This window comes from Levilactobacillus fujinensis (genome assembly GCF_003946335.1).
Classification (GTDB): Bacteria; Bacillota; Bacilli; order Lactobacillales; family Lactobacillaceae; genus Levilactobacillus; species Levilactobacillus fujinensis.
The window spans coordinates 84,692-109,686 of record NZ_RHNX01000006.1 but is presented as its reverse complement, the minus strand read 5'-3'; the positions used below and the strand labels follow the sequence as shown (position 1 = coordinate 109,686).

The window sequence follows — 24,995 nt, the reverse complement described above, 5'->3', positions numbered from 1 at the left end:
CTATGCAACGGTATTTTCTAGAAACGGCGCATCAAACGGGTGATCGTGTGGCTTTGCCCGCATCGATTGCCCATCACTGGGTGACCGTCTTACGAGCCGAAACGGGCGCTGTAGCGGAGTTTGTGGATAGTACGGCCCACCTCTTTCGTGGGCAGCTCGAGGCGATAGAACCAGCAGTTGTTAGTCTAACGGCAGTGAACACGCCAACCGTAGAACTTCCCGTTGTGGTAACGATTGCATGTGGCCTGCCGAAACAAGAAAAGGCAGAATGGATCACCCAAAAGGCGACCGAGTTGGGTGTCGACCACATCATTTTTTACGCTGCGGATTGGTCCGTGGCCAAGTGGCAGCCTAATAAAGTTGTTAAAAAGTTAGCGCGCCTAACTAAGATCGCCTATGGTGCTGCTGAACAAGCACATCGGTTGCGGCGGCCCGAAGTCAGTTACGCAAAGAGTTTCGCAGAAGTCGTGCAACAGTCGGCCGATGTAAAGGTATTGGCGTACGAAGAATCGGCCAAACAGGGCGAGCAAAGTGCCTTAAACCAGCAACTTCAGGCCATTCAGTCGGGACAAAGTCTTCTAGCCATTTTTGGCCCTGAAGGTGGCATTAGTCCTGCTGAGGTGCAAGCGGCACAGGCTGCTCAAGCCGTTTTAGTGGGGTTAGGACCTCGCATCTTACGGACAGAAACAGCTCCGTTATTTCTCTTGTCAGCGGTTTCAACGGTCTTAGAACTACAACAACCGAGATAACAGGGTGAAATCTCACCTGAAACATGCTAAAATAATTGCAATATAAAGAGAGATAGGTGAGAGATAGATGGCAGTTTTAAATAAATTGGGGTGGCGGTATTGGATTGTTGGTATCGTTATGGGCCTATTACTCCCGGCAGTCGCAACTTGGTTGAATATTAGCCCAGTTATGCGGTTTGGTGGTCTGCTTCTGTTAGTGAATGGTGGTTTAGCCATTTGGTTGGGGAAACTCATCTATCGGCATACGCAGCCCGGCTGGTGGCTCTTGATTTGGCCACTGGTCTATTTGATAGGCTCCTACTGGTTCTTACCAAAATACACGCGGTACTTTGCCGTGGTTTACCTGTGCCTGTCTTACTTAGGCTATGGCTTAACGCAAACGAAAGTTGAAGTAAAATCATAATATAAATCTAAGGGTGGTGGCGTCCAATATGACCAAAGAACGTGTCTGGACGGCTGAAGAAGTAATTGCCAGAGTCGGTAAATATATGAATGCGCAACACGTCGAAATGGTGGTCAAAGCCTGTCATTTCGCAACGGTTGCGCACAAAGACCAAACGCGACAATCTGGTGAACCCTACATCATGCATCCCATTCAGGTGGCAGGAATTTTAGCTGACTTGAACATGGATCCCGAAACGGTTTCGGCTGGATTCTTACATGATATTGTGGAGGATACCGGCGTAACGTTAAGCGACGTGCAGGAGCTGTTTGGTGACGATGTGGCACTGATTGTGGACGGTGTGACCAAGTTAGGAAAAATTAAATATAAGTCCAACCGGGAACAATTGGCGGAAAATCACCGTAAACTTTTGTTAGCCATGTCCAAGGACATTCGGGTCATGATCGTCAAATTGGCCGATCGACTGCACAATATGCGGACGCTGGAGCACCTACGGCCGGATAAGCAGCGGCGAATTGCGAACGAAACACTCGAGATTTACGCACCGTTGGCCGACCGGTTGGGGATCAGTACCATCAAGTGGGAGTTGGAAGATATTTCCTTACGCTACTTGAATCCACAACAGTATTATCGAATCGTCCATTTGATGAATTCTCGGCGTGATCAACGGGAGCAGTACATTGCGGGCGCCATCAAGGATATTCAGGCGTCCATTCAAGATCTTAAGCTAACGCCTGATATTTATGGTCGGCCGAAGCACATCTACTCTGTTTACCGAAAAATGAAGGATCAACACAAGCAATTTAGTCAAATCTACGATCTACTCGCAATCCGAGTGATTGTTGATACCATTAAGGACTGTTACGCTGTTCTCGGGGCCATTCACTCACAGTGGAAGCCCATGCCTGGGCGCTTCAAAGATTACATTGCGATGCCGAAGGCCAACATGTATCAGTCGTTGCATACCACGGTCATCGGGCCAGAAGGTAAGCCACTCGAAGTCCAGATTCGGACCAAAGAGATGCATGCCGTGGCTGAATATGGGGTTGCTGCGCACTGGGCTTACAAGGAAGGTGTCAAGGACAAGGTTCAAGAGACTAACTCTGGTGACAAACTGAACTTGTTTAAGCACATCATTGAACTCCAAGAGGACACGGATGATGCATCAGATTTCATGGATAGTGTTAAAGGCGAACTCTTCGGCGATCACGTTTATGCGTTTACGCCTAAGGGGGATGTTTTGGAGTTGCCGAAAGGCGCTGGGCCATTGGATATGGCCTACGCTATTCACACAGAGGTCGGGCATCATACGACCGGGGCAACGATCAATGGTAAAATCGTACCGCTGAACTATGAGATTAAGAACGGGGATATCGTGGATATTCGGACGTCTTCTAGCTCCGCTGGGCCGAGTCGTGATTGGTTAAAATTAGTTTCAACGCGGCGGGCACGGAATAAGATCAAGCAATTCTTTCGGCAAACAGATCGGGAACAAAACATCGTTGCTGGGCAGGAATCTGTAGAACGAACGATTCGTGACTTGGGATATGATCCGAAACTGTTGATGACCAAGGAAAACTTGGATAAGGTCACGGCGAAGATGCACTATCAACACGCCGATGACCTCATGGCCGCCATTGGATTTGGTGATATGCAGCCGCGTGGTGTTGCTAATCGGTTGACGGAAGGCGTCCGGCAAGCTGCCGAGGATGAGCGTCGTCGCCGTGAAGAACGGGAGCTGTTGGAAGAACACCAGACCATCAAAAACGACAACGACAGCGATAAGAAGGATCGTAAGAACAAGGATTCCGATGGCGTGGTCATCGAAGGCGTTGACAACCTATTGATTCGACTGAGTCACTGTTGTTCACCGGTTCCTGGCGATGATATCGTCGGGTACATCACTAAGGGGCGCGGGGTCTCTGTTCACCGTAAAGATTGCCCGAATGTGCGGAACGCCGAAAACAATGGCGAACGAATCGTGGCGGTCCGTTGGGGCAACATGGCAGGCGATAAGACCAACTATAATGCCGATATCGAGGTGCAGGGCTACAATCGGAATGGCTTGCTCAACGATGTGTTGCGGACTATCAACAACAATACCAAGTACCTCACGTCCATTAATGGGAAGGTCGACCACAACAAGATGGCCACTATTTCTATCAGCCTGGGGACACGTAATCAATTAGAACTACAAAGAATCTTGGATAATATTAAGAACATTGCGGACGTCTATGTCGTTAAGCGGGCGTTCCATTAACTAGTCAGAAGGGTGAGTTTAGCATGCGAGTCTTGCTTCAACGAGTCAGTCGGGCCAGTGTGGCCATCGACAGTCAAGTGCACGGCGCCATCGACCAAGGTTTTCTCTTGTTGGTGGCTGCCGAGGATAGCGATACCAGTGAACAGGTCGACTATCTGGTGCATAAGATCAGTAAGCTACGGGTCTTTCAAGATGCTGCGGATAAGATGAATCTGAGCCTAGCCGACGTTCACGGTAGTGTGCTATCAGTCTCCCAATTCACGCTGTACGCCAACACAAAAAAGGGCAACCGACCGAGCTTCGTGGCGGCCGGTGAACCTACGCACGCCAAAGCTCTTTATGAAGAGTTCAATGAAAAATTAGCGGCAACTGGACTCACGGTCGCCACGGGTGTCTTCGGGGCCGATATGCAGGTCGACTTGGTCAATGACGGGCCAGTGACGATTTGGTTCGATACGGATGCCAAATAAGATTAAAAATAGCGGGTAGCTTCTGTGAAGGAAACTAGCCGCTTTTTAGGAGGGAAACTATGCGTTATCAGCAATATTTTTGGGATTTTGACGGGACGCTAGTGAATACGTATCCGGGAATGGTGGCGGCTTTTGGCGAGGCGCTCGTGGCCTCTGGGGTCAATGACTTGGAAATCGACAGTGAAGAAATTTACAAAACGATGCGGCAACACAGCCTGGGCACGGCCTTGCAGCGATTTTCGGCGGAGTACCAACTTGACCGGGAGCGTTTGGAAAAAATTTACCGGCAACAAGCGGCGCCTAGATTAAAGGATGCGCAGGCTTTTCAAGGCATCGGCGACCTGTTGACACAGATTACGGGGGTCGGTGGGCGGAACTTTTTGCTGACGCATAAGGATCATCGGGCAATGGATCGTTTGACACAGTTGGGATTAGCGCAGGCCTTTACCGGTGCCGTAACGGCGGATGATAATTACCCTCGTAAGCCCGATCCAACGAGTTTGTTAGCATTGTGCCGACAATATCAGGTTGCTCCCCAAACGGCGATTATGATCGGTGACCGGAATTTGGACATCACAGCCGGGCATAGAGCGGGGATGGCTGGAGCGTTGTTCGATCCCGAACGGCTAATCGTTGACGAAAGCCAACCGGAGATTCGTGTGATTGATTACACTGAACTACGGGATTGGTTGCTGATGGATTAACAAAAAAGTCTCATGACAAGTCACCCACACGTTAGGGCAGCTTGTCATGAGACTTTTAATATTAGCCACGGGATAAGATTTCATCAACGGCGCCACCATAAGTTTCGCCGAAAAGGTTGAGGTGGGCTAATAAATAATAAAGTTGATACTGTGGCAGTCGTTCGGCATAGCCCATGTCAAAGGGATAGCTGTCCTGATAACCTTTGTAGAAGTCGGCGCTAAAGCCACCAAAGATAGTGGTCATGGCAATGTCGAATTCGCGGTCGCCATAGAGTACATCAGGATCAATCAGGGTCGGCGTACCATCGTCAGTGAATAGGTAGTTGCCGGACCAGAGATCGCCGTGGAGTAGCGACGGGACGATGTGCCGGCCATCATTTTCGTTCAAAATATTTTGCCGAACACGGTCGTAAGCAGTTTGACGTTGCTCATTCCACAAGCTGTGTTGACGGGCCCGTTGAACCAGCGGGTCGAGTCGTTGCTGCAAATAAAAGGTCGACCAATCATCCTGCCAGTCGTTATGCTTAGGCAGCTTGCCAACCAGGTTGTCCTGATCAAAGCCAAACTGTGGGGCCGTGATGCGGTGGACTCGGGCAACTGCTTGGCCGAGGTCGTATTGGCTGCCATGGCCGGTTTCTAGAAATTCCAAAACCAGGTAAGCATCGCCATCGATATTGCCAGTCCCAAGGACCTCGGGAACGTTGACTGCCTGACCTAAGGCCTTGAGCCCGGCGACCTCGTGACTGTAAAAATTGGCTGGCGTCTGTGGTTGGACCAGCAAGAAAGCCGGCCCTTCCGCAGTCGTTAAACGAAAGGCTAAGTTGATGTCGCCACCGGACACGGGGGTTGCCGCCGTCACCTGTGGGAGCGGGAGTTGTGCTAACCATGCCGCTTTGAGTTCCATATATTGTCGCACTTCTTTCTAAAAATTAAGATGCTGACTTGAAGTATTGGCTGAGACCGGCAACGACGCGAGTAGCCACGTGTTGCTGGTAGGTGCTGTTGCGAATTTCAGTGAAATCCTTCTTGGTATTGATGTAGCCCATTTCCAGCAGCAATGATGGCCGACTGTTGTCGCGAATGACCTCAAAGTTGCCAAATTCAACGCCCCGGTTGGTGAGCGGGAGATCGTTCATTTGGGAATTGACGTCCTTGGCCAATTCGTAGGATGTTTTACGGTGATAGTAGTAGGTCGTGGTTCCAGAGCCTAAGTTGTCACTAGGAGCCGAGTCAAAGTGAAAACTGATAAAAGCACTGGCCTGATTGGTGTTGGCGAGTGCCGGTCGGTCTGCCAGACTGACGGTTTTGTCGCTTGAACGGGTCATGATGACGTGTGCACCGCGAGCCCGTAAGAGTTTTTCCACCTTGGTTGCTAATTGCAGTGTGTAGGTCTTCTCGTCGTGTTTCTGGTCGATCGACAGGGCGCCTGAGTCGCTGCCCCCATGGCCGGGATCCAAGACAATTGTGGCTTCTGATAGGTTCGTAGCCCGTTTGAGATTGCCCGGGTGATCAACTAACCAACTGGCGACCCAGCCAAAATGGTTATGGCTATCGCGCACATGATACCAATTATTCTTTTCGCTTAAAATGGTTAAGCGGCTATTCTTTTTAACTTTATGGGTCACTTGATAGGTCAGTCCTGGGCCATCACGCAAGTTCAAATTGCTAACGGTGGCGGTGACGGCGTTGTGCTGAGTAAAGGCAAAGAGCAGACCGCCAGCTACTAAGAGAATGGCGAGGCTGGTGACCAAGCCCACCCAGTTTTGAGGTTTAAAGTGCATACTGTGTCTCCTTCGTCAAATTAGAATCAATTATACCACGAAAGAAATTGCGACTTGGTTAAATTATGGTGGTAAGGCAGGTTAAAATAATTGTAGTGTGGGCAGTGGTAACTGTGACTAAAATGCTTATAGAGATATTTTAGACAGCAAGGATGTTAATTTTTGCTAGGGGGGGTTCCATGAGCAAAACTGATTATGCAGTAACACTTTAATCTCAGTAGTTAAGGTGGTCGAACGTTCTAAAATAGTGATTATGGCCGTTGTAACGACGATTATGAGACCAAGATTAACGACGTGATTCCAGCTGGCAGATATGAGCTAGAAAAACAGTGCGAGCACAGCTTGAAACCTTAAAATTTTCGAGTCGTACCCTTGGAGTTTCTCCTAAACTAGTGGGAAATGTGCTAGTTGGCTATCTCAGATGAGTGGCGTGCGAGTGTTCAAGATCTATCTCACAGCCGACATATCTTTAAACAGTCCCGCATATTTTTTAGGACGCCTTGACTTTTCAAGCCATTTTCAGTATTCTTAGGAAGAATAAAATAGATTGCCGATGAGAGAGAACAGTAAAAGAAAGCCCGCTTTTAGAGAGGTCGCGTAGCTGAGAGCGACTAACGGTGTGACTTTGAAGACACTTTTGAGGCTAATGGCGCTTGTCGTCATTCGTTTGCAACGTTATCCTGCAGAGAACTTTATTAAAGGTGGTACCGTGCATACCTGCGCCCTTGTCAATTGACAGGGGCGTTTTTTGTTTTCTGCAAACGAAGAGAGGAAGAATGCTCATGCGTTATCAACGACCAAAGGGAACGGCTGACATTTTACCAGGGACTTCCGAGACCTGGCAATTCGTTGAAGCCACCGCCCGTCAGTTGTTCGCTAACTACCGCTTTAAAGAGATTCGGACGCCAATGTTTGAAAACTTTGAAGTCTTTTCACGGACCTCGGGGGATACCTCCGACATCGTGACCAAGGAAATGTATGACTTTAAGGACAAGGGGGATCGACACTTATCCCTTCGCCCTGAAGGGACTGCCGGGGTCGTCCGGGCCTTCGTCGAAAATAAGCTATATGGTCCAGAAACCACTAAGCCTTATAAGGTCTACTACATGGGGCCCATGTTTCGTTACGAACGGCCACAATCCGGTCGGCAACGGGAGTTCCACCAAATTGGGGTCGAAGCCTTCGGGAGTGACGCGCCTGAATTAGACGTGGAAGTCATTGCCTTAGGGATGAACCTATTGCGTCAATTGGGCTTGAAACACTTGCGCTTAGCGTTGAACACGTTAGGTGATCAAGACACGCGGGCGGCTTACCGTCAGGCTCTAATCGACTTCTTGGAACCCCACTTCGATGAGTTGAGTGATGACTCTAAGGTCCGGCTACACAAGAACCCATTGCGGGTCTTGGATAGCAAGGATAAGCATGACCAAGAACTGGTTGCTGATGCCCCATCGATTCTGGATTTCTTGACGCCAGAAGCCACGGTGCACTTTGACCGGGTTAAGGCTAGCCTGGATACACTAGGCATTGACTATGACGTTGATGCCACCATGGTTCGGGGATTGGACTACTACAATCACACGATTTTTGAAATCATGGCGGATTCACCAGCATTGGGTGAAGGCTACACGACCGTTCTGGCCGGTGGTCGTTACAACGGCTTGGTTGAAGAACTGGGTGGTCCCGAAATGTCCGGTGTTGGTTTTGGTTTAGGGGTTGAACGTCTGGTCTTACTGATGGAAGCTGAAAAGGTTGTCGTTCCCAATGACCATCCGTTGGATGTTTACGTTGTGGGAATCGGCGATGACACCTCACTGGAAACGTTAAAACTTGTCCAAGCCATTCGGACGGCCGGGTTAACGGCTGACCGGGATTACCTGGGTCGCAAGCCTAAGGCCCAGTTCAAGACGGCTAATCGGTTAGACGCCGCTTACACTTTGACCATTGGGGACCAAGAATTGGCCAACCAAACGGCTAATTTGAAGTCAATGGCCAGTGGTGAAGAGGTCAGCGTGCCATTGGCTGACATTTATCAAGATTTCCAAAACGTCGTGGCAACCAAGTTTACGGCAAAATAAGAGGGGAAAATAAATGGAAAAGAATTTGAAACGGACCACTTACGCTGGTTTGGTTGACGAACACTATCTTGACCAAACTATCGTCTTAAAGGGTTGGGTGCAAAAGCGCCGGAACCTGGGTGGCTTGATCTTTATCGACTTACGTGACCGCGAAGGCATCGTTCAATTAGTCTTCAGTGAAGAATATGGTAAGACAGCTTTAGACGTCGCTGAACATTTACGTAGCGAATACGTCATCGAAGTGCAAGGACAAGTCGTTGCACGGGCACCCAAAGAAGTTAATCCAGATATGAAGACTGGAAAGGTTGAAGTCCGGGTCTCTGGAATCAATCTACTGAACAAGGCGAAGGAATTACCATTTGAAATTAAAGATGGCGTGAACGCTTCTGATGACTTGCGGCTCCAGTACCGGTACCTAGATTTACGCCGGCCAGAAATGCAAAAGTCACTGTTATTGCGGAATCGGATCGTCCAATCCGTCCACAGTTACTTTGATAAGAACGGCTTTATCGACATCGAAACTCCAGACTTAACGAAATCAACGCCTGAAGGGGCTAGAGATTACCTGGTCCCTTCTCGGATCTACAAGGGACACTTCTATGCGTTGCCACAATCGCCACAGCTGTTCAAACAACTGTTGATGGGTGCTGGTTTTGACCGGTATTACCAAATTGCCCGTTGCTTCCGTGACGAGGACTTGCGTGGTGACCGTCAACCTGAATTTACACAGATCGACTTGGAAACATCCTTCTTAACGGCTGAAGAAATTCAGGACCTGACTGAAGGCTTGATTGCTAAGGTCATGAAGGATACCTTGAACGTTGATGTTAAGTTGCCATTCGACCGAATGGATTGGGATGATTCCATGGCCCGCTTTGGGACCGACCAACCCGACGTGCGTTTCGGAATGGAATTGAAGGATTTGTCGGCTGTCATGGCACATACTGACTTTAAGGTCTTCTCTGGTGCGGTTGCTGACGGCGGCCAAGTTAAAGCTATCGCTGTTCCTGGAGGTGCTGACAAGTACAGCCGCAAGGACATTGATAAGTATGGCCAATACATCGAACGTTTCGGTGCTAAGGGCTTAGCCTGGATGAAGATTACCGACGATGGCTTCAGCGGTCCTATTGCGAAGTTCTTCAAGGAAGGCGATTGGTTCAAACAGATCACCGAAGTTACTGGTGCCAAGAGTGGTGACTTGTTGCTGTTTGCTGCCGATTCCAAACGGGTCGTTGCCCAAACGTTAGGTTATCTGCGGGTTGCCATTGCCAAGGAGCAAGACATGATCGACCAAAACAAGTGGGCTTTTCTATGGATCATCAACTGGCCGCTATTCGATTACGATGTCGACCTGAAGCGGTGGGTTCCTGCCCATCACCCATTCACGATGCCAGCCGAAGGGGATGCCCATTTCTTAAACGATGGCGAAGACCCACACAAGGCGTACGCGCAAAGCTACGACATCATCTTGAACGGTTTGGAATTAGGTGGGGGATCTATTCGGATTCATACCCGCGAACTCCAAATGAAGATGTTGAAGGCCTTAGGATTTACACCTGAACGGGCTGAAAAGCAGTTTGGGTTCCTCTTAAAGGCTTTGGATTACGGGTTCCCGCCTCATGGTGGTCTGGCTATTGGACTGGATCGGTTTGCCCGCTTGTTAGCTAAGCGCGACAACATTCGCGATGTGATTGCCTTCCCTAAGAACTCGAAGGCTACGGAACCAATGACTGAAGCCCCATCGACAGTTGCCGACAAGCAGTTGCTTGATCTCGACCTACTAATTGCGGACGAAGACAAGCCTGAGGCTTAATTAAACGAATTTGAAAGATAATTGGAGGTAGTCGTAGTCGGTCAATTTTGACTGATTGTGGCTATCTCTTTTTATTAAAAGAATCTGAAAGATCGCCAACACCACCTAGTCTAGTTATCGCTTTATGGGCTGGCAGATATGGGCCAAAACGGGGTGAGTTCAACTTGAAGTCTTGAAAATGCTGAATCTACGAGCTAAGTTTTCTACTAAGTCAGTGGGGACTTGACGGTCACCTTAAAAAGTCGTGTAATGAATACATTAGAAAATGGAGTGATTATATGGATGAGATTGAAACTGCAACGTTTGCTGGCGGTTGCTTTTGGTGTATGGTGCGACCGTTTGATGAATTTCCCGGCATTAAAAAAGTGTTGTCCGGTTATACGGGTGGTTTTGTCACGAATCCGACCTACGAGCAGGTTAAAGCGCAGTGGACGGGACACACGGAAGCCGTCAAAATTTGGTTTGATCCGCAGCGAGTTAGTTATAAGCAGCTTGTTGATCTCTATTGGCAGCAAACGGATCCGACCGACGATGCTGGTCAGTTTCAGGACCGTGGGAGCAACTACCGGCCAATTATCTTCGTGAACAGTCTGGTACAGGCCCAAATGGCGCTGGCATCTAAGGCCGCTTTACAGGAACGCGAACAGTTTGACCAGCCCATCGTAACTAAGGTTCAGATTGTTCAGCCGTTTTTTCCAGCCGAGGAACGGCATCAACAATTTTACAAGAAGAATCCGGAACGGTTTGCGACTGAGGAAGCCGGCGGCCGCGAAGACTTTGTCAAAAGTCACTGGCAGAAAGGTTAGAAGTCGTTAAAACCCGGTATTTGTCGTGGCCGTGACGGCGATTAAATGCTATACTAAGCCGAGCATAGTATAAAGGATAATTAACGATATAAGCGAGGTCGGTATTTAAATCATGGATGATGTGCAGCAGTTGTTAAAACGGCATACCTATACGGCGAAATTCTCCGTTGCCTTTTTCTACGGAGTCCTAGTGTCAATTGCGGTGAACTTTTTCTGGACGCCTGGTCATATTTATTCTTCCGGAGTTACTGGGTTAGCCCAATTGGTTAATAGTTTGACGGCTGGGTTGGGGACGTTTCATATTACAACGGCCCTGGGTCTGTTTTTGATCAACATTCCTATGTTCTTCCTAGCCTGGAAGCAGATTGGAAAGTCTTTCACGGTCTTCACCTTTATTTGTGTTCTGTTTGCGTCGGTGATGATTCGTGTGATTCAACCGGTTCACTTAACCAGTGACCCTATTATCTGTGCGATTTTTGGGGGTGCGGTCAATGGATTTGGGACGGGATTTGCGTTGAAAAATGGAATCTCGACCGGTGGGTTGGATATCATTGGTATCGTGTTGCGGCGAAAAACGGGTCGGAGCATGGGGACCATTAACATTGCCTTTAACAGTTTGATCGTCATTAGTGCCGGATTTGTTTACGGCTGGCCATACGCCCTATATTCTGCACTGGGTTTGTTTGTCAACGCCAAGGTAATCGATATGACCTTTACGCGACAACAGCGGATGCAGGTCATGGTCATCACCGATCGGCCCAAGACGGTGATTGATAGCATTCAAAACCACATGCGGCGGGGAATTACCATTGTCCACGGGGCAGAAGGGGCTTATCGGCATGACGAAAAGACGATTCTATTTACCGTGATTACGCGTTACGAAATGGATGCTTTAGAGACAGCTATGGAAGAAGCTGATCCAAAAGCCTTTGTCAGCATTTCTGATACGGTTAAGGTTCTCGGTCACTTTTATGAGCCAAAATGGTAGTTACAATGGGTTAGTACGCAACGAGAGTGGGACAAAAGGCGATTAGCTGGCGAGTATTAAGACTGATAACCGAATAATCTCGGGCTTGGATTGTTTGGTTATCAGTTTTAAGCGGAGTCAGCTGCCTTTTGTCCCACGTTTCAGCAATATAAATTCGGAGATATCAAAGGAGTCTGGGTTTTTTCCCAGACTCGTTTCTTTTCGAGAGCATTTCGAGTGTGTTTCTTAAAGCTTCTTAAAAATCTCTAGGTTCTTTAAGGAGATGTGGTATAATTCTCGGTGTTATGGACAGCGAAAAATAAGTGATATTGGTGATTAACGTGAAAGAGATTTATTTATGGTTAGTACGACTAATGTCGCTACTGTGTGCGGGTCGTCGCCAGCGTAACGTGGTCTACCTGATGAGTTTTGGAGACAATTTGCCCTTCATTAAGGCTTTAGCTGCGGCGATACCAGCCGATCGATCGTTGGTGGTTTTCTATCGGCCAGCATACGAAGTGGCCGCTAAACAGCTAGCCGCGGCCGGAATTAGCGTTCATCCGTTTCGAGATGATCTTCAATTTGTCTTTAAAGGCATCCCGACCATTATGCGGGCGCGCGTGTTATTTTGCGATAACTACTATGCTTTCTTGGGCGGATTGCACCATCCAAAACGAATGCGTATCGTGCAAATGTGGCATGCGGCGGGCGCAATCAAACGTTTCGGCTGGGACGATCCCACAACGGGGCAACGCTCACAGAGTGATCAGCGGCGTTTTCAAGCTGTGTATGATCAGTTTGATGATTACGTTGTGGGAGCTGCGGCGATGGGAGCGGTTTTTTCGAAGAGTTATCGCGTCCCTGCAGACCGGATGTACGTGTTGGGGTATCCGCGGTCAGATCGACTAAACGATACCGATTGGGTGGCACAAGCCCAGGCTAAAGTTGCCCGGCTCGCTCCGGAATTAACGGGACACCGGGTTATCTTGTATGCGCCTACTTATCGTGATGGTGCGATGTTTACACCACCGACCGGACTGGCCCAAGCATTACGCGCGGATTCTGAGGCACGGGTGGTCGTCAAGTTACATCCTGTGTTAGCGGACCAAGCGACAAACTTACAGTCACAGCTGGGTGAACAGGTTGTAGTGGCTCAGCAATTAAGCACGGCCGAATTATTGACGGTGGCGGAGACCGTGGTGACGGACTATTCTTCCGTTGCCTTCGATTACAGTCTCTTGCCAAATGCGCACAGCTTACTGTTTTATCTGTTCGACCTGCCGACGTACTCGCAAGATCCTGGGGTGCAGGACGATTTATACGATTGGCTGCCGAGTCGGGCACTAGTCGACAGTCAGCACTTGGCGGCAGCAATCGCTGCGGATGCGCCAACTGACTTTACACAATTCAATCAACATTGGAATAGTGCCAACGACGGCCAAGCTACGACCCGTGTCGTAGCGCGGTACGTGGCGCTATTAACTGATTAATTAAAGGAGTGCAGTGCCTTGAAAGAGGTCATGACCTTATTCAAAGAACAAATTTCGAGTATCGGCATTATTTTTCGGATTTCCCGGTATGAGGATCAAGCAAGTTATCAGAGTCATTACTTAGGATTGGCGTGGGAATATTTATATCCGCTGATTCAAATCGCAATTTACTGGTTAGTCTTCGGTGTTGGGTTAAAACATGGTCAACCCTTAAATGGTGTCGGTTACCTGCCATGGATGGTTATCGGAATTACGCCTTGGTTCTTCATGAACCGAGCAACGTTGGATGCATCTAAGAGTATTTACCAACGGGTCAACATGGTTGCCAAAATGAAGTTCCCAGTATCGGCATTACCAACGATTAAAGTGGTCAGCAATTTGAGCTCTTTTTGGACGATGATGGTCTTCTCCATTTTTATTGGTCTGCTGAACGGCGTATATCCTAAGGTGTCTTGGTTTCAGTGGATCTACTACTTCTTTGCGATGATCTGTTTATTGGTGGCCCTAGGCGTCTTAAACTCATGTATCAGTGTCTTGGTTCGGGATTACCACATTTTGTTGCAGTCCGTGATGCGGATGTTATTTTATGTGTCTGGCGTGCTGTTTAACTTTGTCACCACGTCGTTCCCAGCACCATTTGTCCATTTGCTCGAATTGAATCCTTACTATTACATCGTTAATGGATTCCGGGAGTCCTTCATTGGGACTGGTTGGTTCTGGCAACACCCAATGCTAACGTTGGAGTTCTGGATGTTCGTGTTCTTCGTGTTGCTGATTGGTTCACATCTACATTACAAGTTCCGGTCACGCTTCGTTGATTTAATCTAATTGAAAGGAGCAACCTCAAATGGCGAATGGTTCAAGTCACATTATTCAGTCATTGAAGCTCGTTGCTCGCTATGGGCTCATCGTGTTGAACGATGGGCTTATTTGTTTACCCATAAAGCGACGGCTCGTGATATTTGAAAGTTTTAACGGTAAGGATGTCAATGACAATCCGGCAGCCATCTACCGTGAATTGGTGGCAGCTCACCCGGAGTATGCGCAGACGGCGTACTTTAGCGTAAAACCCAGGGAGTATTCGGCGTTACAGATAAAATACCCGCAGATCAAATTGGTCAAGCGCTTCACGCCGCGGTGGGTCGGCCTGATGGCCCGTGCCGAGTTCTGGGTCTTAAACTCGCGACTCCCCAATTGGTGGCGCAAGAACCGGCGGACACAAATAATTCAGACTTGGCATGGCACACCACTTAAAAAGTTAGGTGCTGATATCGAACATGTTGCGATTCCGGGAACCACAACGGCCGACTATCACCAGCAGTTCGTCACAGCCGCTAATCGCTGGAACTACTTGATTGCACCGAACCAGTATTCACAGGATATTTTTAAGTCGGCGTTTGGCTTTCGTAATCGGTTCTTATCGGTTGGATATCCCCGCAACGATGTGTTGTATACGACTAGTAACGATCAGATTCAGCAGCTGAAACAGAAGCTGTTGGGTTCGGTGGCGGGACCAGTCGTGACGTATGCCCCAACCTGGCGAGACGACATGGCGGTTCGGCCGGGAGTTTATCGGTTTGACCTGCCATTTGACCTCGGTGAGTTCTTCAAGCACGTGCCAGCTAAGACACGGTTGATTATTCGGCCACACTACTTGGTCAAAGATGCCATTGATATTCATGGCTTTGAGGACCGGGTCACAGTGTTGGCCGATACAGATATTGCTGAACTCTATCTGATTTCAGATCTGCTGATTACGGACTATTCTTCAGTCATGTTTGACTTTGCTAATCTAAAACGACCAGAGCTATTTTTTGCCTATGATTTGGCCCACTACCGCGATCAACTGCGCGGGTTTTACTTCGACTACGAACGGGAGATTCCAGGACCACTGGTGACGACGGCTACGGCCTTTTACCAGCAGCTTGACGTTTGGCAAACTGTTGGTGAATTTATCGACTATCGTGACCAGCAAGCGGCGTTCTACCACAAATTTTGTGAGTGGGAAGACGGGACGGCGAGTCACCAAGTTGTCCAAGTGATTCTTAGTGGAAAGGAAGATTAAGATGGCAGAATTTTTAATCGGCTCACACGTTAGTATGAAGGGGAAGGACATGCTGCTGGGTTCGGCGCAAGAAGCTGCCGGCTTTGGCGAAAATGTTTTTATGATCTATACTGGGGCGCCACAAAATACACGCCGTAAACCCATTGAAGAGTTGAACATTGAAGCGGGTAAGGCCTTCATGGCCGCTCACGACCAACGTGCCGTCGTGGTTCATGCCCCGTACGTGGTTAATTTAGGGAATACAGTAAAACCGCAAAATTATGGGTTTGCGGTTGGATTTTTAACGGCTGAGGTTCAGCGTGCAGCGGCCTTGGGAGCGACACAAATTGTTCTCCATCCGGGAGCACATGTTGGTGCTGGCGCACCGGCGGCCATTGCACAAATTGCGAAGGGCCTTGACGAAATTTTGAGTGCGGGCCAGGAGCCGGTTCAGATTGCCCTAGAGACGATGGCAGGCAAGGGAACCGAGGTTGGACGGACGTTTGAAGAATTGGCCGCGATTATGGCTGCCACGGCGACTAATGACCGCTTGTCCGTTTGTTTCGACACCTGTCATACGAGTGATGCAGGGTATGCAATTGCTGATGACTTTGATGGGGTGCTCAATGAGTTCGATCATGTCATTGGGATTGATAAACTGAAAGTTATTCACCTGAACGATTCGAAAAATCCCCAGGGTAGTCATAAAGATCGGCACACCAATATTGGTCTGGGGACGTTGGGTTTTGACGTTTTGAACGCCGTAGCGCATCATCCCCAACTCACTGCGGTGCCTAAAATTATGGAGACACCTGTGATGGGGCCCGACCGGAAACATGGGGTCAACCCACATGGCTATGAAGTGGCCATGCTGAAGGCCCAGCGGTTTAATCCAGATTTAGAGGCCGATGTATTGGCCGAGAAACCGGTCGATGAATTTTTAACACGCTAATTAAAGACAAGAAAGTTGAAAGGCCTAAAATGCCATCATGACTGTTGTCACAACGATATTGAGACTAAAATTGGGCAACTTAGTCCAGACATCGCCTTACTGGCTGGCAGATATGGGCTGACGTAATTGGTCTGAGGCAACATGGACCATGCCGCCAGAAACGCTGTTGAATTATGTTTAAACTTTAGCAACCACTTGGGGTTCAGTGATCGGAATTGACGGGCACAATCAGAGCCGGAGTGCGACCAGTACCACTAATTTAGTGGTGATAATTCATACGGCCGCAAGAGTAAGGGAAACGTTTTGACTTTCTTTAGACGATAGCTAAAAAGGAGATGAGCATGTGACCAAATTTAGTCACATGCTCATCTCCTTTTTAGTTTGGTGGTTAATCAGCTAAAGGATGGGGAATCAAATCATAATCCACGCTTTCCATAATCAATGTTGCCGTTTCTTCAATTGACTTGTTGGAAACATCGATGACTAAACAACCAATTTTTTTATAAAGTTTTGTCGCATAGTCGAGTTCTTCCGTAATTTTTTGTGTGTCGGAATAAGCACTGTCGGCGGGCAATCCGTAAGAAATCATCCGCTCTTGCCGTATCTTACGTAAAATCTCTGGCCGGTTGGTCAAGCCAAAGATTCGCTTGGGGTCAACCTGCCAAAGCTCCTGGGGTAATTGTGTCTGCGGTGACAGCGGTAGGTTGGCGACTCGGAGATTCCGGTTGGCCAAGAACAAGGATAAGGGGGTCTTAGAGGTCCGTGAGACGCCTAAAATGACGATGTCAGCCTTTAGAAGGCCGGCGGGGTCCTTGCCATCATCATATGTCACAGCGAACTCCATGGCGGCGATACGGTCAAAATACGTGTCATTTAAGTTGTGGACCAGTCCAGGCACGCCCACGGGGTCTAATCCCGTTGCATTGTGGAGAACGGCCATAGCTGGTTGGATACAGTCAAATTGCTGTAATTGATTAGCGGTAGCAAATTCGCGAACGTGTTGACTTAATTTTGCATTAACTAAAGTATGAAAAATCATAGCTCGTTGCTTCTTGGCTAGATTTAAGATTCCTTCTAGGATGGAATCGGTTTGAATGAAAGGAAACCGTTGATAACTTGCCTTGACGCTAGGAAACTGGGAAACAGCAGTCTGGGCAACGGTTAGCGCAGTCTCACCAGATGAATCAGATATGACGAAAATATTGATTTGCGGCATGTGGGCAACTCCTCTGACGTTTTCTTCTAGTTTAACCCGTAGACGAAAACGGTTCAAATTTTATTTGCTGGCATTATTGACGTACTTTGGGTGTTTATGTATAATAGTTAAGAACCGTTACGCCGGTGGACAAATTCCAACCGACGTTATTACTTGTGCTCGGAGGGAGGGAATTTTATATGGCAAAGACAGTCGTTCGCAAAAACGAGTCTTTTGACGACGCTCTTCGGCGCTTCAAACGTACGGTTTCCCGTAGCGGTACTTTACAAGAATACCGTAAACGTGAATTTTACGAAAAACCAAGTGTGAAGAAAAAGTTAAAATCAGAAGCTGCGCGTAAGCGTAAAGCTAAGAAGAAGCGTTTCTAAGCTCTTTTTGCAATTTAACTAAAAAAACTCAGGACATTTACGTGTCCTGAGTTTTTTTATACGCTATTTTTCATTGGTTATGACGACTTTTCCAATCATCCGGTTGGATTCGACCAACGCGTGGGCTGCACGAAGATTGTCAGGACTAATGGGCGTAAAAGTTTTGGTCAACGTCGACTTTAATTTATCAGCGTCCAATAACTCACGAATCCGTTCAAGAATTTGGTGTTGCGTTATCATGTCAGGTGTCTCGAAGAAGGACTTGGTATACATCCACTCCCAGGAGAAAGTTGCCCGCTTTTGTTTCAGAGCACGTAAGTCAATGGGGGTATCATTACCGGTGACGGAGACGATGGTTCCGCTGGGCGCAATCAACGAGACAATCTCGTTCCAGTGCTGGTTGAGATTGCTGAGCTCTAAAATATAATCGATTGTGGGATAGCCGAGTGCCTTGACCTGGGAAACCAGGTCCTCGCGGTGATTAACAACGGCATCTGCACCGTGGTCCCTTGTCCAGGCGATGGTCTCTGGTCGGGAAGCCGTGGCAATGACCGTCAATCCAGCGAGATGAGCCAACTGGGTTGCCATGGACCCGACACCGCCAGCACCGTTGATGACTAGGAGGGTCTTGCCGGCATTAGCAGCGGAATCGTCAATCGACAGATGCATTTGCTCAAATAGGGCTTCCCACGCCGTCAAAGAAGTTAGCGGCACTGCAGCAATTTGAGCGGCCGTTAAGCTAGTAGGCGCGTGGCCTACAATCCGTTCGTCGACCAGATGATACTCGCTGTCCGTTCCTGGGCGTTTAAAGGAGCCGGCGTAAAAGACTCGGTCGCCGGGATGAAATAGTGTCACAGCATCTCCTACGGCCTCTATCGAGCCATAAGCATCCCAGCCAATTACTTTGGGTGTCTTTAGTGGGGGTTGTGTGCCTCGTCGTACTCCTGTGTCAACGGGATTAACCGAGGTGGCAATTACCTTGACTAAAATATCGTGACCCGTTGGCGTAGGCTTGGGTTCAAAGAATTCAATGAAACTTTTTTCGTCTGTAAGTGGTAAATTCTGAGTAAAGCCGATGGCCCGCATATCGGTCATAACAAGACTTCCTTTCTTGATTAGGGCTAGCGTAACCGATTCGCACGAAAATAACAATTATGTCCTATTTGTGAGCTATTATCCTAACTGATTTGTTAATGTTAGTTAATAAGTGAAGGGTTAAGTGAAACTGTTGCTTTATCGCCGTGGTACAGGCACAAACGACACGTCTGAGGGGACCCCTTTAAGGTAACTTTACCTGACGAGTGGCAAGATAAGGTGTAGACTTAGTAATAACTATAGATTTTAGGAGGAAATGAAATGAGTTTAGAAACCCAACTCAATACTGATTTAAAGACGGCCATGAAGGCGCACGACAAGTTATCACTGAACGTCATCCGGATGATGAAGGCAGCTTTGACTAACGAAAAGGTCAAGCAAGGTCATGAATTGACCCCTGACGAAGAGTTAACGGTGGTTTCTCGTGAAATGAAACAACGTAAGGAATCCATGGAAGAATTTGCGAAGGGTAACCGCGATGATTTGGTTGAAGGCGTTAAGGCTGAAATTGCCATCGTTGAAAAATATGCGCCTAAGCAAATGAGCGAAGATGAAGTTGCTAAAATCGTTGCGGACAGCATTGCTAAGGTCTCCGCAAGTGGCATGGGTGACTTCGGTAAGGTCATGGGCGTTGTGATGCCTCAGGTTAAGGGCAAGGCCGATGGTGCCATTGTCAACAAGACCGTTAAGGCTCAGTTGAACAAGTAAGCCGAAAGTCGCTGCGAATTTATCGTGGCGATTTTTTTGGTGAAATGGAGGAACGACTATATGGTATTGACCTATCTAAAGGTGACGACACCAACTATCGAATAAAATCAGCTCTTACTGTTAGCGGATTCCAACCAGCAAATGATTGCGACGTATTTACCACTCAACACGATTTACGCGTGGCCGGTATTGTGTTCCCAGTCTAAGGTCATGAACATTGCGGTCGTTCCAGAAAAGCAACGGCATGGCTACGGCCACCAGCTGCTGGAGTTTTCTCGGCAGTGGGCGGTCGATCATGGTTATCGGACCATTCGGATTGTGACGGGAACGACTAGTCTGAGGCAGCTTTGTTTGCATCAGCAAGCCGGATTCCGCGTGGTCGCAGTCGAACCAGATTACTTTACGAAAAACTATCAGCAAATCATCATTGAAAAGGACCTGACGTTGCGTGACCGACTCGTTTTGGAGTTACCGATTAGGTTGACTAACTGACCTGGCAACTAAGCGCTGACTGCCAGTCGTGGGAGAAAAAGGTGGCATAGAGTGGCTTTTCGCGTCGAATCCTTTTACAATCCGCGGCAGTATGCTAAAATTTGACTATCAGTATACCTAAATAAAAATAAAGGAGCCACCGTATTTGACTGAAAACACAACGATTGAAAAAGAATATATCTTGGAACGACCAGAAGATGAAATTGGTCTGCTGGGCGCACAGGATCAATTTGTGACCATCCTCGAAGAGGGACAACAGGTGACCATTAAGCCTTTCGGCAATTCAATCAAAGTCTCTGGGGCCGCAGATGCGGTTGACCACACGTTGGCCATTTTACGGAACATGAGCGACTTACTTGCTAAGGGGATCAAACTGAACAGCGCCGACGTCATCAGTGCCATGAAAATGGCCGATAAGGGGACGTTGACGTATTTTAAAGACTTCTACACGGAAACTTTGATCAAGGATGCCAAGGGCCGTGCTGTACGGGTTAAAAACTTTGGTCAACGCCAATACATCGATGCTATCAAACATAACGACATTACTTTTGGGATTGGCCCGGCCGGTACCGGGAAAACGTATTTGGCGGTTGTTATGGCGGTTGCGGCGCTGAAGCACGGGGACGTTGAAAAGCTGATTATTACCCGACCAGCCGTTGAAGCCGGTGAAAGTCTCGGGTTCTTGCCCGGGGACTTGAAGGAAAAGGTTGATCCTTACCTGCGGCCGATCTATGATGCGTTATACGCCATTTTAGGGGCGGAACACACGACGCGGTTGATGGACCGGGGAGTCATTGAAATTGCACCGTTAGCCTACATGCGTGGTCGGACATTAGAGTCTGCCTTTGTCATTTTGGATGAGGCGCAGAACACGACGAATATGCAGATGAAGATGTTCCTGACGCGTTTGGGCTTTGGCTCAAAGATGATTGTTAACGGGGATATCTCCCAAATTGACTTGCCGCACAACGCCAAGTCTGGGTTGATTCAGGCCCAACACATTTTGCAAAATGTCCAGCACATCAGCTTTGTAACCTTCAATTCAGACGATGTGGTCCGGCATCCAGTTGTGGCCAGCATCATCAATGCCTACGAAGCCAACGATACTAAACCAAATGGAGCTAAAAAATAATGGATTTAGAGATCTACGATAAGACAAAAGATGGCGTGCCAACGAAGCATGTTGACATGATCAAAGATGTTTTAGAATATGCCGGCAAGTATCTAGAGTTGGCTGAGAACACGGAAATGTCCGTGACCTTAATGAATAATGAGGACATTCACCAAATCAACAAGCAATATCGTGGTGTCGACCGGGCGACCGATGTTATCAGTTTTGCCATCGAAGATGATGAAGATGCCGACGATGACTTTCCATTGGTAATGGACGAAGAAATGACTGCCGAGATTCCCGAAAATATCGGTGACATCTTTGTTTCCATGGATAAGGTTGAAGAACAAGCGGAATACTTGGGCCATTCCTACGAACGGGAATTAGGTTTTCTCGTGGTCCACGGCTTTCTGCATCTAAACGGCTATGACCATATGAAGCCTGAGGACGAAAAAGTCATGTTCAAACTTCAGGCCGACATTTTGGATGCCTATGGCCTTAAGCGATAAGTCGAAACAAACCGGGAAGAATCGCGCCTTTCGTCAGTCATTAGGTCACGCGTGGGATGGCCTGCGGGCGCTATTTCGTTATGAACGTAATTTCCGTAAGCACTTAGTCGTGGGAACTGTGGCGGTAATTGCTGGAGCCATCTTGCGACTAACATTAAATGAATGGCTGTGGCTAGTGCTGGCTATTTTCTTAGTACTGATTGCTGAAACGTTGAATACCATCGTGGAGGCAGTCGTGGACCTGATTGTGGGGGAAACCTATCATGATCTAGCGAAACGAGCTAAGGATATCGCGGCTGGTGGTGTCTTAATGGCGGCGATTTTTGCCGTAATCGTCGGGGCGTTGGTGATGTTGCCAGCCCTCGGTCGTTGGTTCTAGGAGGAAAAAATGGATAATCCAAATTATAAATCAGGGTTCGTGGCCATCGTTGGTCGCCCTAACGTTGGAAAATCAACGTTTTTAAACCGGGTGATTGGTCAAAAAATTGCCATCATGTCGGATACGGCACAGACGACTCGAAACAAGATTCAGGGAATTTACACGACGGATGAAGCCCAAATTGTGTTTATTGACACACCGGGAGTCCACAAACCAAAGAGTAAGTTGGGCGACTACATGGTGCAGTCGGCCATGTCCGCGTTAAACGAAGTCGACGCGGTCTTATTCATGATCAATGCAGCTGAAAAGCGTGGGGCCGGTGATAACTTTATCATCGACCGATTGAAGGGAATCAAGGCACCGGTTTACTTACTGATCAATAAGATCGATCAAGTTAAGCCGGATGACATGTTGCCAATCATGGAGCAGTACAAAACGGCATTGCCATGGAAGGCCGTTTATCCAATTTCTGCATTGGAAGGTAATAACGTCGATGAACTGCTCTCGGGGTTGATCGCTGAAATGCCGCATGGACCACAGTATTATCCGGAAGATCAAGTGACCGATCATCCAGAGCGTTTCGTAGTCAGTGAACTGATTCGAGAAAAAATCTTCATGTTGACGCGGGAGGAAGTTCCCCATTCTGTTGCCGTTGAGATTGAAAGCATGAAACAAAAGGATGAAGATCATGTCCACATTGAAGCGACGATCATTGTGGAACGACCGACACAAAAAGGCATTATGATCGGTAAGGGCGGAAGCATGCTCAAGAAGATTGGAACGATGGCTCGCCGCGACATTGAACACCTGCTTGGTAGCAAAGTCTACTTGCAATTGTGGGTCAAGGTCCAACCAAACTGGCGTGACAAGTCAACCTTGTTGAAATCTTATGGCTACCGAAAAGACGACTTATAAACAACAAGAGAGGGTAGGGATGAGCCGTGGCACGTAATGTGACTGATTTTCACGGCATCCTCCTTTTTCGTCGGGACTATGCCGAACGCGATTTCTTGATTAAGTTTTTAACGGCGGAGTTCGGGAAAAAAATGTTTCTGGTACGGGGCGCTAAGAAGCGCGGGTTTAAAATGGTGGCGGACATTTTGCCGTTTACCATGGGAAGCTACGTGGGCGACATTGCGGATGACGGCTTATCTTACATTCGAACAGCGCGTGAGACGAGTCAATTTCAAAATATCAGTACGGATATCTTTAAGAACGCCTACGCGACGTATATTATGAGCCTCGTTGATCAGGCATTTCCGGATAGTCAACCGTTGCCAGACTGGTATCATCGGGTGGAACGGGCACTGACATTGATCGATGATGCGGTCAATCCGGCCATCGTGACGAATATCATGGAGATTCAGCTGATGCCGGCCTTTGGGGTGGCGCCCCAGCTGCAAGGGTGTGCCGTATGTGGTCGAACAGACTTACCGTTTGATTATTCGGAAAGTTATGGTGGCCTGTTGTGCCAGCAGCATTGGCAGTTAGATCCCCGGCGGTTACATGTGAATCAACGGACGATTTATTATTTGCGGCAGTTCTCCGTGCTGGATTTAGATCGGTTACACACGATCAACGTCAAACCACAAACGGAGCACGCTTTGCGCCAGTTGATGGATGAAATCTATAGCAGTCAGATTGGTGTGCATCCTAAGAGTAAACGTTTTTTGGATCAGATGCAGTCCTGGTCGGCGCGGTTGATGACGCCACCAACTGATGACTCGCCAGAATAATAGTGACATTGAAAAAATGCAGTTCAGACTGACTCGTTGTGAGTCGTCTGAACTGCATTTTTTGGGCAAGAAATATGCTGAGTCCTTGTCCGAAAGAAAAAATTGGGTAGTGTTAAAGACGTCCGGTGGTTAGTTTGTTTTGATGTCGCCCCACCAGTTCGGAAGGAGTGACCCAAGTGCGACTGTTTGACGCGTGTCGTAATCGACCATGATTTCTGTATGACGATTGCTGGTGGAAAACTGTAGGAGTGTTTCACGACAGACGCCACAGGGCATACCGCTGATACCCGTTGGTGGTGCGTCGCGAAAGGCGATGAGGCGTTTGACTTCGGTTTCACCGCTAGTCGTGTACATGTTAAGCAGGGCGACCCGTTCGGCGCAGAGGTTGATCGTGCCGGATAGACCTTCAATGCAAAATCCCGTGTAGATTTTTCCAGACTTACTTTGCAATGCACAGACGACGTTGTGTGCGTAAAGAAAATCGTTAACGGCTTCTGGGTGATAGAGCGGCTTAGCTGCTTGGTAGAGCTGTTCCCAAATATCCAAAAAGGTCACCTCCAAGTAAAGTTAAAGCTAAGTCTAGCACACAACTGCTCAGTGTGGTGGAATAGTTCAAATTTAAAAATAGACGGCGTTACTAAATCTGGACTATAACGGGGGAGCACTAGTGTAGTGAAAACAATATAGGCAGTTAGAGCATGATTCTGCTGGATGGGGAGTCATTTTTTTGAAAAATTAGAAAATGAAAAGTCCAGTCTGTCACCAGTTATTGCATCTGCTTTCAAACGATGATCAAAACAGAAAATCAGTCAGAAACTTTTAAATCTACACAGCTAGCTGTATAATTAGGCTTAGAGGTGAGAA

At 48.0% G+C, this 24,995-nt stretch carries 26 protein-coding genes; 21 read left to right on the top strand and 5 right to left on the bottom strand.

Annotation, left to right across the window (positions count from 1 at the left end; translation table 11 throughout):
* Nucleotides 1-2: 2 nt before the first annotated feature.
* From EKM89_RS03860 to EKM89_RS03840, 5 genes are all read left to right on the top strand, one after another.
* Complete coding sequence (locus EKM89_RS03860) at nucleotides 3-749, top strand: RsmE family RNA methyltransferase (RefSeq protein WP_125685852.1); 747 nt, start codon at nucleotides 3-5, stop codon at nucleotides 747-749.
* Nucleotides 750-816: 67 nt separating this feature from the next.
* Entirely contained in the window at nucleotides 817-1,152 is a 336-nt protein-coding gene (locus EKM89_RS03855) for a hypothetical protein (RefSeq protein WP_125685850.1), read from the top strand.
* Nucleotides 1,153-1,180: 28 nt separating this feature from the next.
* Entirely contained in the window at nucleotides 1,181-3,412 is a 2,232-nt protein-coding gene (locus tag EKM89_RS03850) for a RelA/SpoT family protein (RefSeq protein ID WP_125685848.1), read from the top strand.
* 23 nt (nucleotides 3,413-3,435) lie between these two features.
* On the top strand, nucleotides 3,436-3,882 hold the full coding sequence (dtd, locus tag EKM89_RS03845; protein ID WP_125685846.1) for a D-aminoacyl-tRNA deacylase: 447 nt from the start codon (nucleotides 3,436-3,438) through the stop codon (nucleotides 3,880-3,882).
* 59 nt (nucleotides 3,883-3,941) lie between these two features.
* Nucleotides 3,942-4,586: an HAD-IA family hydrolase gene (locus EKM89_RS03840; RefSeq protein ID WP_125685844.1), complete on the top strand. Its 645-nt coding sequence runs from the start codon at nucleotides 3,942-3,944 to the stop codon at nucleotides 4,584-4,586.
* Between the two features lie 61 nt (nucleotides 4,587-4,647).
* Here the strand turns inward: EKM89_RS03840 and EKM89_RS03835 are convergent, their stop codons facing one another.
* Nucleotides 4,648-5,490 carry a fructosamine kinase family protein gene (locus EKM89_RS03835; RefSeq protein ID WP_125685842.1) on the bottom strand — a complete coding sequence of 281 codons (843 nt, stop codon included), beginning with the start codon at nucleotides 5,488-5,490 and terminating at the stop codon, nucleotides 4,648-4,650.
* Between the two features lie 25 nt (nucleotides 5,491-5,515).
* The gene (locus EKM89_RS03830; RefSeq protein ID WP_125685840.1) at nucleotides 5,516-6,367 is read right to left on the bottom strand and encodes an N-acetylmuramoyl-L-alanine amidase; all 852 of its coding nucleotides are present in this window, start codon (nucleotides 6,365-6,367) and stop codon (nucleotides 5,516-5,518) included.
* A gap of 782 nt (nucleotides 6,368-7,149) precedes the next feature.
* Here EKM89_RS03830 and hisS point away from each other — a divergent pair.
* The 8 genes from hisS to EKM89_RS03790 all read left to right on the top strand — a co-directional run bounded on the left by hisS (nucleotide 7,150) and on the right by EKM89_RS03790 (nucleotide 16,517).
* Nucleotides 7,150-8,445 carry a histidine--tRNA ligase gene (gene hisS / locus EKM89_RS03825; protein ID WP_125685838.1) on the top strand — a complete coding sequence of 432 codons (1,296 nt, stop codon included), beginning with the start codon at nucleotides 7,150-7,152 and terminating at the stop codon, nucleotides 8,443-8,445.
* 25 nt (nucleotides 8,446-8,470) lie between these two features.
* Nucleotides 8,471-10,258, top strand: a complete 1,788-nt coding sequence (gene aspS, locus EKM89_RS03820; protein ID WP_125685872.1) for an aspartate--tRNA ligase — start codon at nucleotides 8,471-8,473, stop codon at nucleotides 10,256-10,258.
* A gap of 278 nt (nucleotides 10,259-10,536) precedes the next feature.
* Entirely contained in the window at nucleotides 10,537-11,064 is a 528-nt protein-coding gene (gene msrA / locus EKM89_RS03815; protein WP_125685836.1) for a peptide-methionine (S)-S-oxide reductase MsrA, read from the top strand.
* Between the two features lie 112 nt (nucleotides 11,065-11,176).
* The gene (locus EKM89_RS03810; RefSeq protein ID WP_125685834.1) at nucleotides 11,177-12,052 is read left to right on the top strand and encodes a YitT family protein; all 876 of its coding nucleotides are present in this window, start codon (nucleotides 11,177-11,179) and stop codon (nucleotides 12,050-12,052) included.
* 353 nt (nucleotides 12,053-12,405) lie between these two features.
* Nucleotides 12,406-13,521, top strand: a complete 1,116-nt coding sequence (locus EKM89_RS03805; protein ID WP_125685870.1) for a CDP-glycerol glycerophosphotransferase family protein — start codon at nucleotides 12,406-12,408, stop codon at nucleotides 13,519-13,521.
* Between the two features lie 18 nt (nucleotides 13,522-13,539).
* A complete protein-coding gene (locus EKM89_RS03800; RefSeq protein ID WP_125685832.1) occupies nucleotides 13,540-14,349 on the top strand; it encodes an ABC transporter permease in 810 nt (269 codons plus the stop codon).
* 19 nt (nucleotides 14,350-14,368) lie between these two features.
* The gene (locus tag EKM89_RS03795; RefSeq protein ID WP_125685830.1) at nucleotides 14,369-15,586 is read left to right on the top strand and encodes a CDP-glycerol glycerophosphotransferase family protein; all 1,218 of its coding nucleotides are present in this window, start codon (nucleotides 14,369-14,371) and stop codon (nucleotides 15,584-15,586) included.
* Nucleotide 15,587: 1 nt separating this feature from the next.
* Complete coding sequence (locus tag EKM89_RS03790) at nucleotides 15,588-16,517, top strand: deoxyribonuclease IV (protein ID WP_125685829.1); 930 nt, start codon at nucleotides 15,588-15,590, stop codon at nucleotides 16,515-16,517.
* A 388-nt stretch (nucleotides 16,518-16,905) separates the two neighbouring features.
* Here the strand turns inward: EKM89_RS03790 and EKM89_RS03785 are convergent, their stop codons facing one another.
* On the bottom strand, nucleotides 16,906-17,733 hold the full coding sequence (locus EKM89_RS03785) for a pyruvate, water dikinase regulatory protein (protein WP_125685828.1): 828 nt from the start codon (nucleotides 17,731-17,733) through the stop codon (nucleotides 16,906-16,908).
* A 179-nt stretch (nucleotides 17,734-17,912) separates the two neighbouring features.
* Here EKM89_RS03785 and rpsU point away from each other — a divergent pair, with 179 nt between their 5' ends.
* Nucleotides 17,913-18,101 (top strand): 30S ribosomal protein S21, encoded by a 189-nt coding sequence (gene rpsU / locus EKM89_RS03780; protein ID WP_011667518.1) that lies wholly within the window; start codon nucleotides 17,913-17,915, stop codon nucleotides 18,099-18,101.
* A gap of 63 nt (nucleotides 18,102-18,164) precedes the next feature.
* On the opposite strand, the gene EKM89_RS03775 is transcribed toward rpsU, so the two are convergent.
* Nucleotides 18,165-19,196 carry a zinc-binding alcohol dehydrogenase family protein gene (locus EKM89_RS03775; RefSeq protein WP_125685827.1) on the bottom strand — a complete coding sequence of 344 codons (1,032 nt, stop codon included), beginning with the start codon at nucleotides 19,194-19,196 and terminating at the stop codon, nucleotides 18,165-18,167.
* A gap of 261 nt (nucleotides 19,197-19,457) precedes the next feature.
* Between EKM89_RS03775 and EKM89_RS03770 the strand changes: the two genes are divergently transcribed.
* The 7 genes from EKM89_RS03770 to recO all read left to right on the top strand — a co-directional run bounded on the left by EKM89_RS03770 (nucleotide 19,458) and on the right by recO (nucleotide 24,131).
* Nucleotides 19,458-19,904 carry a GatB/YqeY domain-containing protein gene (locus EKM89_RS03770; RefSeq protein WP_125685826.1) on the top strand — a complete coding sequence of 149 codons (447 nt, stop codon included), beginning with the start codon at nucleotides 19,458-19,460 and terminating at the stop codon, nucleotides 19,902-19,904.
* Nucleotides 19,905-20,045: 141 nt separating this feature from the next.
* Complete coding sequence (locus tag EKM89_RS03765) at nucleotides 20,046-20,396, top strand: GNAT family N-acetyltransferase (RefSeq protein ID WP_125685825.1); 351 nt, start codon at nucleotides 20,046-20,048, stop codon at nucleotides 20,394-20,396.
* 145 nt (nucleotides 20,397-20,541) lie between these two features.
* Entirely contained in the window at nucleotides 20,542-21,528 is a 987-nt protein-coding gene (locus EKM89_RS03760) for a PhoH family protein (protein WP_125685824.1), read from the top strand.
* Nucleotides 21,528-22,016, top strand: a complete 489-nt coding sequence (ybeY, locus tag EKM89_RS03755) for an rRNA maturation RNase YbeY (RefSeq protein ID WP_125685823.1) — start codon at nucleotides 21,528-21,530, stop codon at nucleotides 22,014-22,016. Before EKM89_RS03760 ends, ybeY begins: the two co-directional genes overlap by 1 nt.
* Nucleotides 21,994-22,395, top strand: a complete 402-nt coding sequence (locus tag EKM89_RS03750; protein ID WP_125685822.1) for a diacylglycerol kinase family protein — start codon at nucleotides 21,994-21,996, stop codon at nucleotides 22,393-22,395. The genes ybeY and EKM89_RS03750 overlap by 23 nt, the downstream gene beginning before the upstream one ends.
* A 9-nt stretch (nucleotides 22,396-22,404) precedes the next feature.
* A complete protein-coding gene (gene era, locus EKM89_RS03745) occupies nucleotides 22,405-23,310 on the top strand; it encodes a GTPase Era (protein WP_125685821.1) in 906 nt (301 codons plus the stop codon).
* Nucleotides 23,311-23,336: 26 nt separating this feature from the next.
* Complete coding sequence (recO, locus tag EKM89_RS03740; RefSeq protein WP_125685820.1) at nucleotides 23,337-24,131, top strand: DNA repair protein RecO; 795 nt, start codon at nucleotides 23,337-23,339, stop codon at nucleotides 24,129-24,131.
* A 129-nt stretch (nucleotides 24,132-24,260) separates the two neighbouring features.
* Here recO and EKM89_RS03735 read toward each other — a convergent pair whose 3' ends face one another.
* Entirely contained in the window at nucleotides 24,261-24,677 is a 417-nt protein-coding gene (locus EKM89_RS03735) for a cytidine deaminase family protein (RefSeq protein ID WP_125685819.1), read from the bottom strand.
* Nucleotides 24,678-24,995: the final 318 nt, after the last annotated feature.